The following is a 14,846-nucleotide window of genomic DNA, read 5'->3' on the forward strand; positions in this document are numbered from 1 at the left end:
GGCGTGCTTCACAACGATCAGATAGGGCTGAATCCGCGCGTTTACAGCGGAAGTTCCGGTTCGCGCCGGGCGTTGCGGCGGGCATTGGTGACGGTCGGCGATGCCGTGGAGCGGACAAAGCTCCAGCGGATCGAAGGCGCCTGCCTCGCGTCCTGCCGGATCACGATCTGGGCAGTGCGGCGCGGCCCGTCATTGCCGGCCAGGAACACGCTGTCCTCGAGGTCGACCTTGTCGTCGAGCGCCTCGAAGGTCCAGACGTCGCGGTTCGGCAGCACCAGCATGACGCCGCGCGCATCCGACAGCCGGCTCGCCTTCACTGCCGGATGCAGATGGAAGCGCAGCGCAAAGTCAGCGTCGGCGCCCTTGAAGCGCCCGCCCTGCGGCGGCGACAGCGTGTCCTCGCCGTCGATGCGCGCGCCGTCATTGGCGATCATCAGCACGCGGCGGTGGATCGCGCCGAATTTGGAGAGATAGCCGTCATGCGAGGTCGTGAGCAGCGTGCCGTTCTGCACGATCTCGCGATAGCTCTCGACCTCGACGGGCCCGCTGGTAACAGGCGAGCCGTGCAAGAGCCGCTTCATCGCCGACATCTCGACGAACTGGCACGACGAAGTATCGTGATAGGTCAGCGTCGAATGCGCCGCGGTGCCGCGGGCGAACGGCCGCCAATTGTCGCGGCCCGTGGTCGGCATGCCGCAATTGGTGACGATGCGGCTGATGCCGGAAGACAGTTCGAACGACAGGCAGCCGGCGTGGGCGTCGTGGCTGACGCCGGCTGGCGGCGGCGGGCCGGTGTCGATGATCACAGTGGTCTGGCCGGCATCGAGGCGCTGAAAGCCGGTATGCGGCATGTTTGCCATCGGCGCGCCGTGGGTGTCGTCATAGGCGAGCAGCGTTGCGAGCAGGTCGGACGATGTCGCGCTCATGCCGTTGAACAGCGCGAAATTTCCGTCGCCGTGGCGGAAGAAGCGCAGCATCGGCATCATGCGGTCGATCGCGTTGAGCAGCGCCGGTGGCGGCGCGATGTTGCGCGCAGCAAACGTCTGCCGCAGCGGCAACAGGTCGATCAGGAGTTCAATCAGCGCCCCCGGATTGCGCGAGATGTGTCCGCCGTCGGGCAGGATCTGCCGCTGCAATTCGTCCGACAGCTTCTTCGATGCGCTGCGGATTTGGCCGGCCTGGTTGGCAAGGCACAAGGCCGCATAGCACAGCGCCATCAGCACCTGGAGCTTCGGCACCCCGTCGGGAATGTTGACCATGGTGTAGCGCAGGAAGCGGATCTCGCGCGCGAGGGCGCGCAGGTAACGGCGGTAGAACTTGTTGTCGGTCTCGTTGAGCACCAACGGCGCCTGCGACAGCAGCGAGATCACGCGCCGGGCCAGCACGTCGGCACGTCGGGCGACCGGCCGGCGCTTGTTGGCGGGGTTGGCGATCCAGTCCTCGATCAGCGCGCGCGCATTCGCCCGTGTCAGCGCGGTGTCGGCGGCGCGCAAATGGCGCAGCCAGCCGAAGCCGAGCAGCGCGACTTCCCAATCCTCCGACGGCGGCTCGAGATCGAAGATCGAACGGCCGTGGCAATTGACGATCTTGCCGGCGAAGACGAAGCGGCCGGCATAGATTTCGGCGGCGCGAGTCGCATCCGCGGTGCGCAGATCATGCGGCGCGATGATCAGCCGGTCGGTGCGGCCGGGCCAGACCCGCGACAGCGCAACGGAACCGCCGCTCGCGCGCGCGAGCATGTTCCGCGCGAAGCGGTTCATGACCAGCGTCGAGATACGTCTGCGTTGAGCGACCGACACGCTTTGCCTTGAAGGGGGAGAGGATTCCGACGAATCCCTATTAATCCCAAAATCGGACGTCTGACACCACCTTGAACGTGTGCGAATCAGCGTCGCGGCCGCAAAATCCGGTGCAAAATCAGGATTTAACGAGCCGGGTCGCGAAAAACCCGTCGAGCCCGCCGAGCTTGGGATCGGCGTTCGGCAGATGGCTGGGCAGGGTACGCAGATCACCGTCCCCTGTGATGATTTCGTCCAGGCCCGCGACTTCCGACGCCTCGATCGGGACGCGGCGAAGCGCGGGCTCGCTTGCCAGCAGCGTGGCCACGGCCTGCTCGCCCTCTTCGGGTTCCAGCGAGCAGGTACAGTAGACCAGCGTGCCGCCCGGCTTTAGCAACGATACCGATTTTCGCAGCAGCCGCTGCTGCAGCACAGTCATGGCGGTGACATCGGATTCCTGCCGCAGCCACGCCACATCGGGATGACGGCGGATCGTGCCGGTCGACGTGCAGGGCGCATCGATCAAAATACCGTCGAAGCCTTCGGCAGGGCCGGCCCATTCCACGGCGTCAGCGACGACGGTCTCGGCCTGGAGCGACAGCCGCGCCAGGTTTTCACGCAGCCGCGTCACCCGGGCTGGCGAGCGGTCGATCGCCGTGACCTGCGCGCCGGCATGCACCAGTTGCGCGGTCTTGCCGCCGGGGGCGGCGCAGAGATCGGCAATGGACTTGCCCTTGACGTCGCCGAACAACAGGGCCGGCAGCGCGGCGGCGGCGTCCTGCACCCACCATTGTCCCTCGGCGAAGCCGGGCAGCATGGTCACCGAGCCGTGCAGCAGCATCCGCACCGTCCCGGTCGGCAGCGTCTCGCCGTGCAGGCGGCTCGCCCATTGCGCGGCATCGGATTTCACCGTGAGATCGAGCGACGGCTCGTGGCCGAGCGCCAGCGCCATCTCCCTTGCGGTTGCTTCGCCATAATGCGCGCTCCAGCGCGCGAGCAGCCATGGCGGCAGATCCAGCGATTGCGCGGCGACCTCCTCGACCAGCGCCGTGCCCTCGCGCGCGCAGCGGCGCAGCACGGCATTGACGAGGCCGGCATAGCGCGCGGCGCGCCGGTCGGATTGCACCAGGCGAACGGAGAGGTCGACGGCCGCGTGATCCGGCACGTCCATCCAGAGGATCTGCGCCGCGCCGATCAGGAGCGCGCTTTGCGCGCGCGGCGCATCGGAGGGGATGCCCTTGTCGAGCAGGCGGGACAGTACATGACCGAGCGTGCCGAGCCGGCGCAGCACCGTGGCGACCAGGCGCCGCATCAGCGCGCGGTCGCGGTCGGCCAGCGTCTTCAGTCCGGGATGGGCGCCGCCGCCGTCGAGTTGGTCATCGAGCGTACGGTGCTTGTGCAGCACGCCGTCGACGATGTCGGCGGCAATCCGTCGCGCCGCGAGACCGGGCACTTCGGACGGAGGGGCGAAACGTTGAGATGGCATGCGGAAGCAAGGTTCTGAGCGAGCGGCAGTTCCGCCGCAATGGGCGCATGCCTTGAGAACCCAATCTCTGGCACGCGAATATGCCAAATGTAAGAATCGCTTCCGGCTTTTTCAGCCCTTCCGGGCCGATTTCAGGAATGCGTTATTGGACATCGCGTTGCGGCTCGTCCTGCGCTAGAAAGCCTGGCGATGAGTGACCAGTCTCCCGTTTCCGACCGCAAGCAGCTCACGCCGGCAGCCAAGCGCGCGCTGGCCGAAGCCGAGGCGCGCCGGCAGGCCGCAGCCGTGCAGGCCAAGGAGGACGGCAAGGCGGCGCCGAAGGAATTGCAGGGACCCAAGGGACCCGAGCCGACCCGCTACGGCGACTGGGAGCGCAAGGGCATCGCCTCCGACTTCTGAGCGATCGCCGGTCCTAAGGCTGTCCGCCCTTGCTGCTAAAGGTCTTGCCACTAAAGGTCCTGCCACTAAAGGTAATGATTCTCCCTGAGATAGCGGATGATGCGCTCGCAGGCCGCGTCAGTCGACATTTCTGACGTGTCGACGGTGATCTCCGGCGCCTGCGGCGTCTCGTAGGGATGATCGATGCCGGTGAACGACGGCAGCTCTCCCGCCCGTGCCTTGCGATAGAGCCCCTTGGGATCGCGATGCTCACATTCGGCGAGCGGGGTCGCGACATGGATCTCAATGAACTCGCCTGTCTCGACCCGCCCGCGCGCCAGCTCGCGCTCGCTGCGGAACGGTGAGATCAGCGCGACCAGCGCGATCATGCCGGCGTCGACGAACAGCGCCGCGATCTCCGCGGTGCGTCGGACGTTCTCCGCCCTGTCGGCGGTGGAGAAGCTGAGGTCGCGGTTGATGCCGTGGCGGAGATTGTCGCCGTCGAGCAGTGCGGCGTGGCGTCCGAGTTCGGCAAGCCTGCGATCGACGAGATCGGCGATTGTCGATTTGCCGGCACCGCTCAGCCCTGTGAACCAGAGCACGCAGGGCCGCTGCTGCTTCAGCCGCGCCCGCACGGATTTGTCGACGGCAAGCCGCTGCCAATGAATGTTGGTGGCGCGGCGGAGCGAGAGATCGATCATTCCCGCGGCGGCGGTGCGGTGGCTGATCGGATCGACGAGAATGAAGCTGCCCATGTCGCGGTCGTCGCGATAGGCCTCGAACACCAAGGGACGGTCGAGGCTGAGATGGGCGTAGCCGATCTGGTTGGCGTCGAGCGTGGCGGCGCTTTCATGCGCCATGGTGTCGATGGCGATGCGGTGCTTGAGCGTCGTGATCACCGCGCCGGTCGAGGCCGCGCCGCATTTGAGCAAATAGCGACGGCCCGCGACCATGGCCTCGTCGTCGAACCAGACCAGATGCGCCGCCAGTTGATCGGAGACCTGTGGCGCGGGTCCCGCCGTCAGCACGTCGCCGCGACTGACGTCGATCTCGTCGGTCAATGTGAGCGTCACCGATTCGCCCGCCGCAGCCCGATCGCGCTCGCCGCCGGGCGTGAGAATGCGCGCGATGCGCGTCTGACGGCCCGACGGCTGCACGGCGATGGTCTCGCCGGTCGCGATCGTTCCGCTGGCGATCCGGCCGCAGAAGCCGCGAAACTCGGCATGCGGCCGGTTGACCCATTGCACCGGCAACCGGAACGGCCGCTGCGAGACATCGCCGGAAACGTCGACCGATTCCAGATAGGCCGTCACCGTCGGCCCGGTGTACCAGGGCATCCGCGCGCTGGCCGTGACGATGTTGTCGCCGTCGGGTGCGACGACCGGAATGCACTGGACCTGCGGGATTCCGAGCTGTCCGGCCATGGTCAGGTATTCGGCAGTGATGGCCGCAAAGCGACCCCCGTCGAATCCGATCAGGTCCATCTTGTTCACGGTGAGCACGACGTGACGGATACCCAACAGCGACAGGATGTGGCTGTGGCGCCGCGTCTGCGTGATCACGCCCTTGCGGGCATCGACCAGCACCACGGCAAGATCGGCGTTGGAGGCGCCGGTCGCCATGTTGCGCGTGTACTGCGCATGCCCCGGCGTGTCGGCGACGATGAAGCGGCGCAGCCTGGTGGCGAAGAAGCGGTAGGCGACGTCGATCGTGATGCCCTGCTCGCGCTCGGCCTGCAAGCCGTCGACGAGCAGCGCGAAGTCGAAATCGCCACCGGTGGTGCCGACCGTCCGGCTCTCGGACGCCAGCGCGTCGATCTGGTCGTCGAGCAGCGTCTTGGAATCGTAGAGCAGCCGGCCGACCAGCGTGCTCTTGCCGTCGTCGACGCTGCCGCAAGTGACGAAGCGCAGCGTCGGACGATCATCCTGTTCGAGTCGCGGCGCACCGGAGGCGGCGATCGTGGGGGCCTCGTGATAGGACATCAGAAGTAGCCTTCCGCTTTCTTGCGCTCCATCGATGCGGCACTGTCCCGGTCGATCATGCGTCCCTGCCGCTCGGAGGTGCGCGAGGCCATCATCTCGCGCACGATCTCTGGCAATGTTGCCGCGGTCGAGACCGTGGCGCCGCTGAGCGGATAGCAGCCGAGGGTGCGAAACCTGACGGAGCGCCATCGCGGCTCTTCGCCTGCAAGCAGCGGCATCCGTTCGTCGTCCACCATGATCAGCGCGCCGTCGCGCTCGACCACCGGGCGCGAAGCCGCCAGATAGAGCGGAACGATCGGGATGTCCTCGGCGAGGATGTAGTCCCAGACGTCGAGTTCGGTCCAGTTCGACAGCGGAAACACCCGCATGCTCTCGCCGGGCGCCAGCGTCGTGTTGTACAGGCTCCACAGCTCGGGCCGCTGGTTCTTCGGATCCCAGCGATGCGCCGCGCTCCGGTGCGAGAACACGCGCTCCTTGGCGCGCGATTTCTCCTCGTCGCGCCGCGCGCCTCCGATCGCGGCGTCGAAGCCGTGGAGGTCCAGCGCCTGCCGCAACGCCTGCGTCTTCATGACGTCGGTGTAGCGGGCCGAGCCGTGGGTGAAGGGGTCGATGCCCTGGCTCAAGCCGTCATTGTTGGTATGGACGATCAGGTCGATGCCGAGTTCGCGCGCGCGGCGGTCGCGAAACGCGATCATCTCGCGGAATTTCCATGTCGTGTCGACATGCAGCAGCGGAAACGGCGGCTTGCCGGGATGAAAGGCCTTCATCGCCAGGTGCAGCAGAACCGAGGAGTCCTTGCCGATGGAATACAGCATCACCGGCTTGCGGAATTCGGCCGCCGTCTCCCGCAAGATGTGGATGCTTTCCGCCTCGAGGCGCCGGAGATGACTGGCGGTGTGAAGCTGCTTGCGGCCGGTTCTTTCAAGGAGGGCGGGCTCGGTGCTCGTGGGAATGTCCAGCATGCTGATCACGCGGCCTCGGCGAACCATTCGCCGAACAGATGCGCCGACGTTGAGGCATTCAGGCCGAGATCGCGAACGCACGCCGCGACCGAAGCTCGATAGGCGTCATTGACCCCGCAGCGCTCCAGAATCTCCAGCTGAGCTTCGCTCATCGAGGCCGTCGCGCGGCGCTGGTAGCGATAGGCGCTATCGGAGGTGTGCAGATTGGGCACCTTGTAGATCGTCGCTTCGCTCGGGAAGATGACGCGCGCGTTGTTTGCCTGCACGTCTCCCGGTTCCTGCCATGACGTCACGGCATTCTCGGTAAAGCTGCTCGAAAGGCCGAGGCGGTCGAACAAGATGCGCACCGACGACAGCGCCTCCTTGCTTACCTCGTAGACGTAGTGCGTGACGGGAACGCCGTGTTGTTGCGCGTAACTCGCGACGCGGGCTGCGCTGAGTGCGGCAACGACATAGTGCCGCAGCAATGTGTCTTCGGGCGCGCGAGAAATCAGCTTCTCGAGCCATGACGCCAGCGAACTCGCCGGCTCGCGGTCGAGCATGATGAGATGCAGACGGTGGCGCGGATAGCCTGCTTCGACCAAGAGCTGCAGCGGATTGAACAAGCTCTCGGCAAGGACGTAGGGCCCGATCGTTTCCTTGCTGAAGATGTGCGGCTCGTCGCTTGCCGAGGGGATGATCCAGGGCGCCAGCGGGCGGCCGACGAGCGCGTCGCGCAGGATCGCCTTCAGCGGTTGATAATATGAAGGCATGCCGGTCATGCCGAACAGATTGCTGAGGGCGGTCGATCCGACTCTGGCCTTGCCACATGCAAAATAGAGCATCGGAAAGTCCTGCGCCGGACGATGCAGGAAATCCTCGGCGAGGCAGTCCGTCACTTCACGCATCAACGTCGCGAGCGTGACGGCTCTGGTCTGGAATTCGCCCACCGGGGACAGCAGCATGGTGTCGAGGGAACTATGCTGCTGCCGAACGAGATCGGCCATTCGTTCGAGCGAATCGGCGGAGATTGCGTCGATGTTCATGTCGGGGGCCTACTGCAGGGAGTTCCACGAGCGATTGCTCGTGAGATCTATTCCAACCTACAGTTGTCCATGGTGCCGGACAATTCCGGGGAATCCCGGAGGCGCTATCCATATGCGACGAGCATTGAAGAACTGCTCGTCGCCGCTACGCCGTTTCATGCCGCGCGCACGGTGGTGAGGAACTTCTCGACTTCCGTCTTCAAGAGGCTGCTTTCACTCGACAGCGATCGCGCCGATGCCAACACCTGCCCCGACGCCGCGCCGGTCGCGCTCGCGCCATGACTGACCTGGGCGATCTTGTCTGCGACTTCGACGGTTCCCTTGGCGGCTTCGCTGACGTTGCGCGCAATCTCGGCCGTCGCTGCACCCTGTTCTTCGATCGTCGCTGCAATGGTGGACGAAATGTCTGAAATGCGGGCGATGGTCGCGCCGATTTCCTTGATCGCTCCGACGGAGTCCTCGGTTGCCGATTGCATGCCGGCGATCTGCGCGCTGATCTCTTCGGTCGCTCGCGCGGTTTGCGCTGCGAGCGCCTTCACCTCGCTCGCCACGACTGCAAAGCCGCGGCCGGATTCGCCGGCGCGCGCCGCCTCGATCGTTGCGTTCAGCGCCAGGAGGTTGGTCTGTTCGGCAATCGCGGTGATCAATTTGACGACGTCGCCAATTCGGCCCGCCGCCTTGAGCAGTTCATTGATCCGGACGTCGGTGCGCTCCGCCTGCCTGACCGCTTCGCTGGCGATGCGGCTGGAATCGTGGACCTGGCGACCGATCTCGACGACCGAGGTACTCATTTCCTCGGCGGCGGACGCGACCGCTCCGACGTTGGTGGACGCTTCCTCCGAGGCCGCCGCGACCATTCCGGAGAGTTGCTGGGTCTCTTCGGCGGTTCCCGACAGCGTGCCGGCGGCTGCCTCGAGCTGCTGGGAGGCTGCTGACACGGAGTCGATGATGCCGCCGACCGCGGCTTCGAACACGCCGGCGAGCTGGGCCATTTCTTCCTTGCGCTGAGCGGCCGCAGCGGCTTCCTGATTCTTCTGTTCGACCTCCATCTGCTCGATACGGATCAGGTTTTCCTTGAAGGTCTGAGCCGCGCGAGCGTTGTCGCCGACCTCATCGCCGCGGCGCGTGTAGGGAATCTCGACCGCCTTGTTGCCGCCGGCGAGCTGAAGAAGCACGTCGCCGATGCGCCGGATCGGCCGGGCGATGTTCGACACGGAAAAGACGGCGGACCCGATCAACGTCAGAACGACGAAGACGCCGACGATCAATGCGAAGGTGGCGACGCGGTCGAGTTCGGCCAGCATCTCGCCCTTGCGGCGCGCCGCGAATTCGTTGGCAACGCCGACCAGATCGTCGATCCGTTTGCTGACTTCCAGGGCTGCCGGACGCATGCGCTCTGCGAGAATGGTTGCCTTCGTCGACTCTGCCGCAGTCCTGGCGCCGCCGGTGGGGGCGCCAATGACGGACTTTTGCGCCCCCGCCAGTTCAATGCCGCTGGCCAGATACGCATCGACGAATTTCTTGGTCTCACGATAGGCGTCCTGGGTGACCTTGCGGGTCGCCCGGTCGGTCGCCGCATCGATTTCCGCGCCGGCTTCGCCTGCTCGCGCGCGGAGATTCTCGAGGAGCTTGTCAACCTCTCCGGCTGACGAGGCGGAGCTGATCTCGAGAGCTGCGAGCTGCGCCCGCGCCATGGCCGTCTGCGCCGCTTGCGCATTGCCTTTGTTGAGATAGTTGATCGTGACCAGGCGATTGGATTCGGCGATCGACCGGTTGCCGAGCATCTGGTTGGTCAGCATGCCGCAGACCAGCACAACGCTCACGCCGGTGACGATGCCGAGCTTTGTTCCAATGCGAAACCTGAATGACCCCACCGCTCTCTCCTCGCGTTGCTGTATAACAGGTATTCGCAACCAATGATTGAGATTTGGGTAATATTCGCGGATCTCCAGTAGAACTACGGCCGACGTATCCGACAATGGAATTTTCCTGCATGGTTCCGCTATGTGCGCGCTCGTGCTTTGAGTTCCCCCGACTCTGTCCTAGCGTGAGTTGATGCGTTTCCAGGACCGACCCAATCCCTATCGGCCGCAATTCGGCGGCTCGCCGTTCGGTCGGCGCTTCTCCGGATTATTGCCGTGGATGTTCGTGGTGGGCATCGCGCTGGCCGTCGTGCTCACCTTCCGCCACGGAATGGGCTGGCTAATTCCGGACACGGATGGCGATCGCACGCGGAACGCCGAGATCGTTCTCGAGCAAGCGCGCCATCCCGATGTTCGCGAGCCGGTCGACGTCATTCGCACCGTCGACGGCGACACCTTTCTCGCGCGGGTTCGTCAGCGCGGCGGCCGCGATCTCGTCGTGCGGGTTCGGTTGCGCGGCATCGACGCGCCCGAGATGAAAGCGTCTTGCCGGGAGGAGCAGGACAAGGCCGAAGCCGCGGCCCGCGCATTGCGCGATCTGCTCGGTCAGGGCGACGTGACGATCGCCAATCTCGGCCCTGACAGATACGGCCGCGTTCTCGCCGACGTCGCGACCCGGCGGACTGCGAACGTTTCGGCGGCATTGCTCGCCGGCGGTTTTGCGCGAAGCTACAATGGCGGCCATCGCGACGGCTGGTGCGCGCGCAGCTGGCGCTTCTGGTAACAAAAAAGCCGCGTCTCCGGACGCGGCCTTTTCTTGTCTTGCCTTGATCCCGGCGATCAGCGCGTCACGACCACCGTCGTGCCGACCGAGACGCGGCCATAGAGATCGGTGATGTCATCGTTGAGCATGCGGATGCAGCCATAGGAGACGAAACCGCCGATCGAGCCCGGCACGTTGGTGCCGTGGATGGCGTATTCACCGCCGGCCAGCGTCATCGCCGCGACGCCCATCGGGTTGCGCGGCGAGCCGCCGGGAATGACGTCAGGGATGCTCGGCTTGTCGCGCTTCACCTCGGCGGGCGGCGACCAGGCCGGATTGCGGTACTTGCCGTCGATGCGGGTGGTGCCGGCCCACTGCTTGCCGGACTTGCCGACGCCGACCGGATAGCGCACGGCGTGGCCGTTATCGAGGACGAGATAAAGCCGCCGCTCGCTGGTTTTGACCACGATCGTGCCCGGAGAATAGTCGGCCAGATGTGCCCCAACCATTTCCGGCCGCGCCTGCGCCGCCGTCGACATCAAGACCCCAGCCCCGATGGTGGCAGCGAGCGCCACAGCAATCCTTATCGACATCGATTTTCCCCTAGCCCGAACGGATCGTCCAAAATTACGCAGAACCGGCAATCGCCAGCTGGCCACGTCCTTGTCAGGGGACATTCTTAACCGCGCCCGTTAACCGGTTGGTTTCCACGCACGGCTGCCAAGGGCCAGTCAGCAGGGGGAACAAAGGAAATGTTCGAAATAAAGTAAATGACCTGAAAACAACACTCGGCGGGAAAGATGCGGCCGCACCGGCCCGCCCGCTGACGAGTGCGTGAGGATGTGAACGGCTGTTGTTTTGGGGCCTCGGTGCGAAAGGCAGTCTCGTGTCCCGGACAACGCGCAGCGCGCAGCGGTGCGCCGCAGAGCCGGGACCAAGTTCTTCTCTTCGTGCGCGGCTCGATGGGCCCCGGCTCAGCAGCGCACCGCGAAGTGCGCGCTGCGCTGCGTCCGGGGCACGAGCTTGCCTTACGCCGGCTTCCGGTTCTGCCGGTTCTTGACGAGATCATCGACCACGGCGGGATCGGCCAGCGTCGAGGTATCGCCTAGGCTGCCCGGTTCGTCCTCGGCGATCTTGCGCAGGATGCGGCGCATGATCTTGCCGGAGCGGGTCTTGGGCAGACCCGGCGCGAACTGGATCTGATCCGGGGATGCGATCGGGCCGATCTCCTTGCGAACCCAGGTGACGAGCTCCTTGCGCAGATCCTCGGTCGGCTGCACGCCGGCCATCAGGGTGACGTAGGCGTAGATGCCCTGGCCCTTGATGTCGTGCGGGAAGCCGACCACCGCGGCCTCCGAGACTTTCTCATGCGCCACCAGCGCGCTCTCGACTTCCGCGGTGCCCATGCGATGGCCGGACACGTTGATGACGTCGTCGACACGGCCGGTGATCCAGTAATAGCCGTCGGCATCACGCCGGCAGCCGTCGCCGGTGAAGTACTTGCCCTTGTAGGTCGAGAAATAGGTCTGCTCGAAGCGGGCGTGATCGCCGTAGACCGTGCGCATCTGGCCGGGCCAGGACCGCGTCAGGCAGAGATTGCCCGAGGTCTCGCCGTCCAGCACCTTGCCGTCGGCGTCGACGATCTCAGGCGCCACGCCGAAGAACGGCTGCGTCGCCGAGCCCGGCTTGAGCTTGGTCGCGCCCGGCAGCGGCGTGATCAGGATGCCGCCGGTCTCGGTCTGCCACCAGGTGTCGACGATCGGGCAGCGGTCGTCGCCGACGACGCGGTGATACCACTCCCACGCTTCCGGATTGATCGGCTCGCCGACCGAGCCGAGCAGGCGGAGCGAGGCGCGCGATGTCTTCTTCACCGGTTCGTCGCCGGACTGCATCAGCGCGCGGATCGCGGTCGGTGCGGTGTAGAAGATGTTGACCTTGTGCTTGTCGATGACGTTCCAGAACCTGGAATTATCCGGGTAATTCGGCACGCCTTCGAACATCAGCGTGGTCGCGCCATTGGCGAGCGGCCCGTAGAGGATGTAGCTGTGGCCGGTGACCCAGCCGACATCGGCGGTGCACCAGTAGATGTCGCCGTCGTGATAATCGAAGACGTATTGATGCGTCATCGAGGCGAACACGAGATAGCCGGCGGAGGTGTGCAACACGCCCTTGGGCTGGCCGGTCGAGCCTGAAGTGTAGAGGATGAACAGCGGATCCTCGGCATGCATGTGCTCGACCGGGCATTCCGTCGTCACCATCGCCGCTGCCTCGTGATACCAGAGGTCGCGCGTCGGGTTCATGTCGATCTTGCCGCCGGTGCGCTTGACCACCACGACCCAGTCAACGTCGTCGGCCTTCGCGAGCGCGGCGTCGACGTTGGCCTTCAACGGCACCTTCTTGCCGCCGCGCAGGCCTTCGTCCGCGGTGATGATGACCTTGGATTTGCAGTCATTGATGCGCTGGGCGAGGCTGTCCGGCGAGAATCCCGCGAACACCACGGAGTGGATCGCGCCGATGCGCGCGCAGGCGAGCATCGCATAGGCCGCTTCCGGAATCATCGGCAGGTAGATGGTGACGCGGTCGCCCTTCTTGACGTTGCGGGTGCGCAGGATGTTGGCCATCCGGCAGACCTCGTCGTGCAGCTCCTGATAGGTGATGTGCTTGGACTGCGAGGGATCGTCGCCTTCCCAGATGATCGCGGTCTGATTGCCGCGCTTGGCGAGATGGCGGTCGATGCAGTTGTAGGCGACGTTGAGGATGCCGTCCTCGAACCATTTGATCGAGATGTTGCCGGGCGCGAACGAGACGTTCTCGATTTTCGTCGGCGCGTGCATCCAGTCGATGCGCTTGGCCTGCTCCGCCCAGAAACCGTTCGGGTCCGAGATCGAGCGAGCGTACATCTCCTTGTACTTGGCCTGGTCGATCCAGGCGCGCTTCGCCCACTCCGCCGGGACGTCGTAGATCTTCTCGGACATGCTTCCCTCCACATACGGCAGGCCGAACGCTGGCGACCGGCGAGCCGACTTGATCATTGACTGATTATGCGTCGGGCTAACCGGGCCCGACAAGGAGCACAAGCTGGACCTTCGGCGGGCGGCCGGCCATGCGGAGGATCAAGCCCGCCTGCTGCGACTGTCGCAGATCTGAAACAAGCCGGCGGGCGGCTTTCGGGGTCTTGACCCAGCTCCGCGGAATAGGCCGGCGCAGGGGCCCCATGCATTAGTAGAGGTATTTGGAAACCGCCTCTCACTGATTCGGGACTCGCAATACGGTTCGGAACACCCTAAATGGCCAACCCGGGTCCAAAGAGACCCTTCGGAACAAAAATAAGAACAGCGGCATTGACCGGTAACAGACAGGGCTAAGGCATAAGGCTATGATGGATCAGCAGAATCTCGGGACGATACGGCCCGCTTCAGCCGATCCTGCAGCTATTGCGCTGGCCAAGGCCCTCGGACAATGGCCGAAACCGGCCCCTTTCAGGCGTCCGAGCCCGAAGAAGGCCTTCGACACGGCGCCCGCGGCGACGGTCGAAGCGCTCGCCAGGGAGCTCGGCCTGCGGCTCGGCGACCAGAACGAGCTGACCATTCGCCGCATCCGGCGCGGCAAGGGCTATTCCTTCGTGCGTCCCAATGGCGCACATATCCGCGACGCCCGCACCATCCGCCGGCTGCACGCCATGGCGGTGCCGCCGGCCTATCGCGAGGTGCGCTATTCGTCCGATCCGAGCTCGCATCTCCAGGCCGTGGGCCGCGATGCCGCGGGCCGGCTGCAATATCGCTATCACGCCGATTGGGAGAAGGTCCGCGAGCACCGCAAGGCGCATCGTCTGGAAAAGCTCGTCGGCGCGCTGCCAAAAATCCGGCGCAAGGTCTCGGCGTTCCTGTCGGGCGACGAGCCGACGCGTGAATTCGCGCTCTCGGCCGTGATCGAGCTGATCGCGCGCACCGCGATCCGCCCCGGCAATGAATCCTATGCCCGTCTCAACGGCACCCGCGGTGCGACCACGCTGCTGAAGTCCAACGTCACGCTGGAGGACGATTGCTTCGTGCTGACCTTCAAGGCGAAGGGCGGCAAGGCGGTGCGCAAGGAGTGCGACGCGGCCAAGCTGGTGCGCGCCATCGGCATTTTGCAGGAGGTCCCCGGCAAGCGCATGTTCCAGTATCGCGATGCCTACGGGATCGTGCGCGCGGTCAACACCACGCAGGTCAACGCTTTCTTGCGCGAGATCGCCGGCATCAAGATTTCGCTGAAGGATTTCCGTACGCTGATGGCGTCTGCCGTCGTCGTGGAATCGCTGTCGCGGATCACGCCGGCGACCAGCCAGCGCGGCCGCAAGAAGCAGGTGCTGGACGCAATCCGCGCCGCTGCCGACAAGCTCTCCAACACGCCGGCGATCTGCCGCAAGAGCTACGTCCACGACACCATCGTCACGGCGTTCGAGGACGGCATCCTCGAGCGCTTCGCCGCGACCATGAAGGGCCAGCGCTCGCAGGCGAGGCGCGAGCAGTTGCTGGCGCAGGTGGTGGCGACCGCCGCGGTGTAACGACACGTCGCGCTGCCGTAGGGTGGGCAAAGCGCAAGCGTGCCCACCATTTGCTCATGGTGAA

The 14,846-nt window shown here is 65.2% G+C and carries 11 protein-coding genes; 3 read left to right on the forward strand and 8 right to left on the reverse strand.

Annotated elements, in window-relative coordinates; genetic code table 11:
* Nucleotides 1-41: 41 nt before the first annotated feature.
* Complete coding sequence (locus tag GGD62_RS12315; RefSeq protein WP_179732426.1) at nucleotides 42-1,760, reverse strand: heparinase II/III family protein; 1,719 nt, start codon at nucleotides 1,758-1,760, stop codon at nucleotides 42-44.
* A 157-nt stretch (nucleotides 1,761-1,917) separates the two neighbouring features.
* Nucleotides 1,918-3,264: an RsmB/NOP family class I SAM-dependent RNA methyltransferase gene (locus GGD62_RS12320; RefSeq protein WP_183708642.1), complete on the reverse strand. Its 1,347-nt coding sequence runs from the start codon at nucleotides 3,262-3,264 to the stop codon at nucleotides 1,918-1,920.
* A gap of 189 nt (nucleotides 3,265-3,453) precedes the next feature.
* Here GGD62_RS12320 and GGD62_RS12325 point away from each other — a divergent pair, with 189 nt between their 5' ends.
* The gene (locus tag GGD62_RS12325) at nucleotides 3,454-3,663 is read left to right on the forward strand and encodes a DUF1674 domain-containing protein (RefSeq protein ID WP_092251284.1); all 210 of its coding nucleotides are present in this window, start codon (nucleotides 3,454-3,456) and stop codon (nucleotides 3,661-3,663) included.
* A 65-nt stretch (nucleotides 3,664-3,728) separates the two neighbouring features.
* On the opposite strand, the gene cysC is transcribed toward GGD62_RS12325, so the two are convergent.
* The 4 genes from cysC to GGD62_RS12345 all read right to left on the reverse strand — a co-directional run bounded on the left by cysC (nucleotide 3,729) and on the right by GGD62_RS12345 (nucleotide 9,485).
* Complete coding sequence (gene cysC / locus GGD62_RS12330; RefSeq protein WP_183708644.1) at nucleotides 3,729-5,624, reverse strand: adenylyl-sulfate kinase; 1,896 nt, start codon at nucleotides 5,622-5,624, stop codon at nucleotides 3,729-3,731.
* On the reverse strand, nucleotides 5,624-6,586 hold the full coding sequence (cysD, locus tag GGD62_RS12335; RefSeq protein ID WP_183708646.1) for a sulfate adenylyltransferase subunit CysD: 963 nt from the start codon (nucleotides 6,584-6,586) through the stop codon (nucleotides 5,624-5,626). Before cysD ends, cysC begins: the two co-directional genes overlap by 1 nt.
* A gap of 5 nt (nucleotides 6,587-6,591) precedes the next feature.
* Nucleotides 6,592-7,611 carry a sulfotransferase family protein gene (locus tag GGD62_RS12340; RefSeq protein WP_183708648.1) on the reverse strand — a complete coding sequence of 340 codons (1,020 nt, stop codon included), beginning with the start codon at nucleotides 7,609-7,611 and terminating at the stop codon, nucleotides 6,592-6,594.
* 155 nt (nucleotides 7,612-7,766) lie between these two features.
* Nucleotides 7,767-9,485 carry a methyl-accepting chemotaxis protein gene (locus GGD62_RS12345; RefSeq protein WP_183708650.1) on the reverse strand — a complete coding sequence of 573 codons (1,719 nt, stop codon included), beginning with the start codon at nucleotides 9,483-9,485 and terminating at the stop codon, nucleotides 7,767-7,769.
* A gap of 181 nt (nucleotides 9,486-9,666) precedes the next feature.
* Between GGD62_RS12345 and GGD62_RS12350 the strand changes: the two genes are divergently transcribed.
* On the forward strand, nucleotides 9,667-10,257 hold the full coding sequence (locus GGD62_RS12350; RefSeq protein WP_183708652.1) for a thermonuclease family protein: 591 nt from the start codon (nucleotides 9,667-9,669) through the stop codon (nucleotides 10,255-10,257).
* A 56-nt stretch (nucleotides 10,258-10,313) separates the two neighbouring features.
* Here GGD62_RS12350 and GGD62_RS12355 read toward each other — a convergent pair whose 3' ends face one another.
* Nucleotides 10,314-10,829 carry a L,D-transpeptidase gene (locus GGD62_RS12355; protein WP_018323598.1) on the reverse strand — a complete coding sequence of 172 codons (516 nt, stop codon included), beginning with the start codon at nucleotides 10,827-10,829 and terminating at the stop codon, nucleotides 10,314-10,316.
* Between the two features lie 435 nt (nucleotides 10,830-11,264).
* Nucleotides 11,265-13,211 (reverse strand): acetate--CoA ligase, encoded by a 1,947-nt coding sequence (acs, locus tag GGD62_RS12360; protein ID WP_179732414.1) that lies wholly within the window; start codon nucleotides 13,209-13,211, stop codon nucleotides 11,265-11,267.
* A 401-nt stretch (nucleotides 13,212-13,612) separates the two neighbouring features.
* Here acs and GGD62_RS12365 point away from each other — a divergent pair, with 401 nt between their 5' ends.
* Nucleotides 13,613-14,782 (forward strand): DNA topoisomerase IB, encoded by a 1,170-nt coding sequence (locus tag GGD62_RS12365; RefSeq protein WP_183708654.1) that lies wholly within the window; start codon nucleotides 13,613-13,615, stop codon nucleotides 14,780-14,782.
* The last annotated feature ends 64 nt before the right edge of the window (nucleotides 14,783-14,846 follow it).

Source organism: Bradyrhizobium sp. ERR14 (assembly GCF_014198235.1).
GTDB lineage: Bacteria > Pseudomonadota > Alphaproteobacteria > Rhizobiales > Xanthobacteraceae > Bradyrhizobium.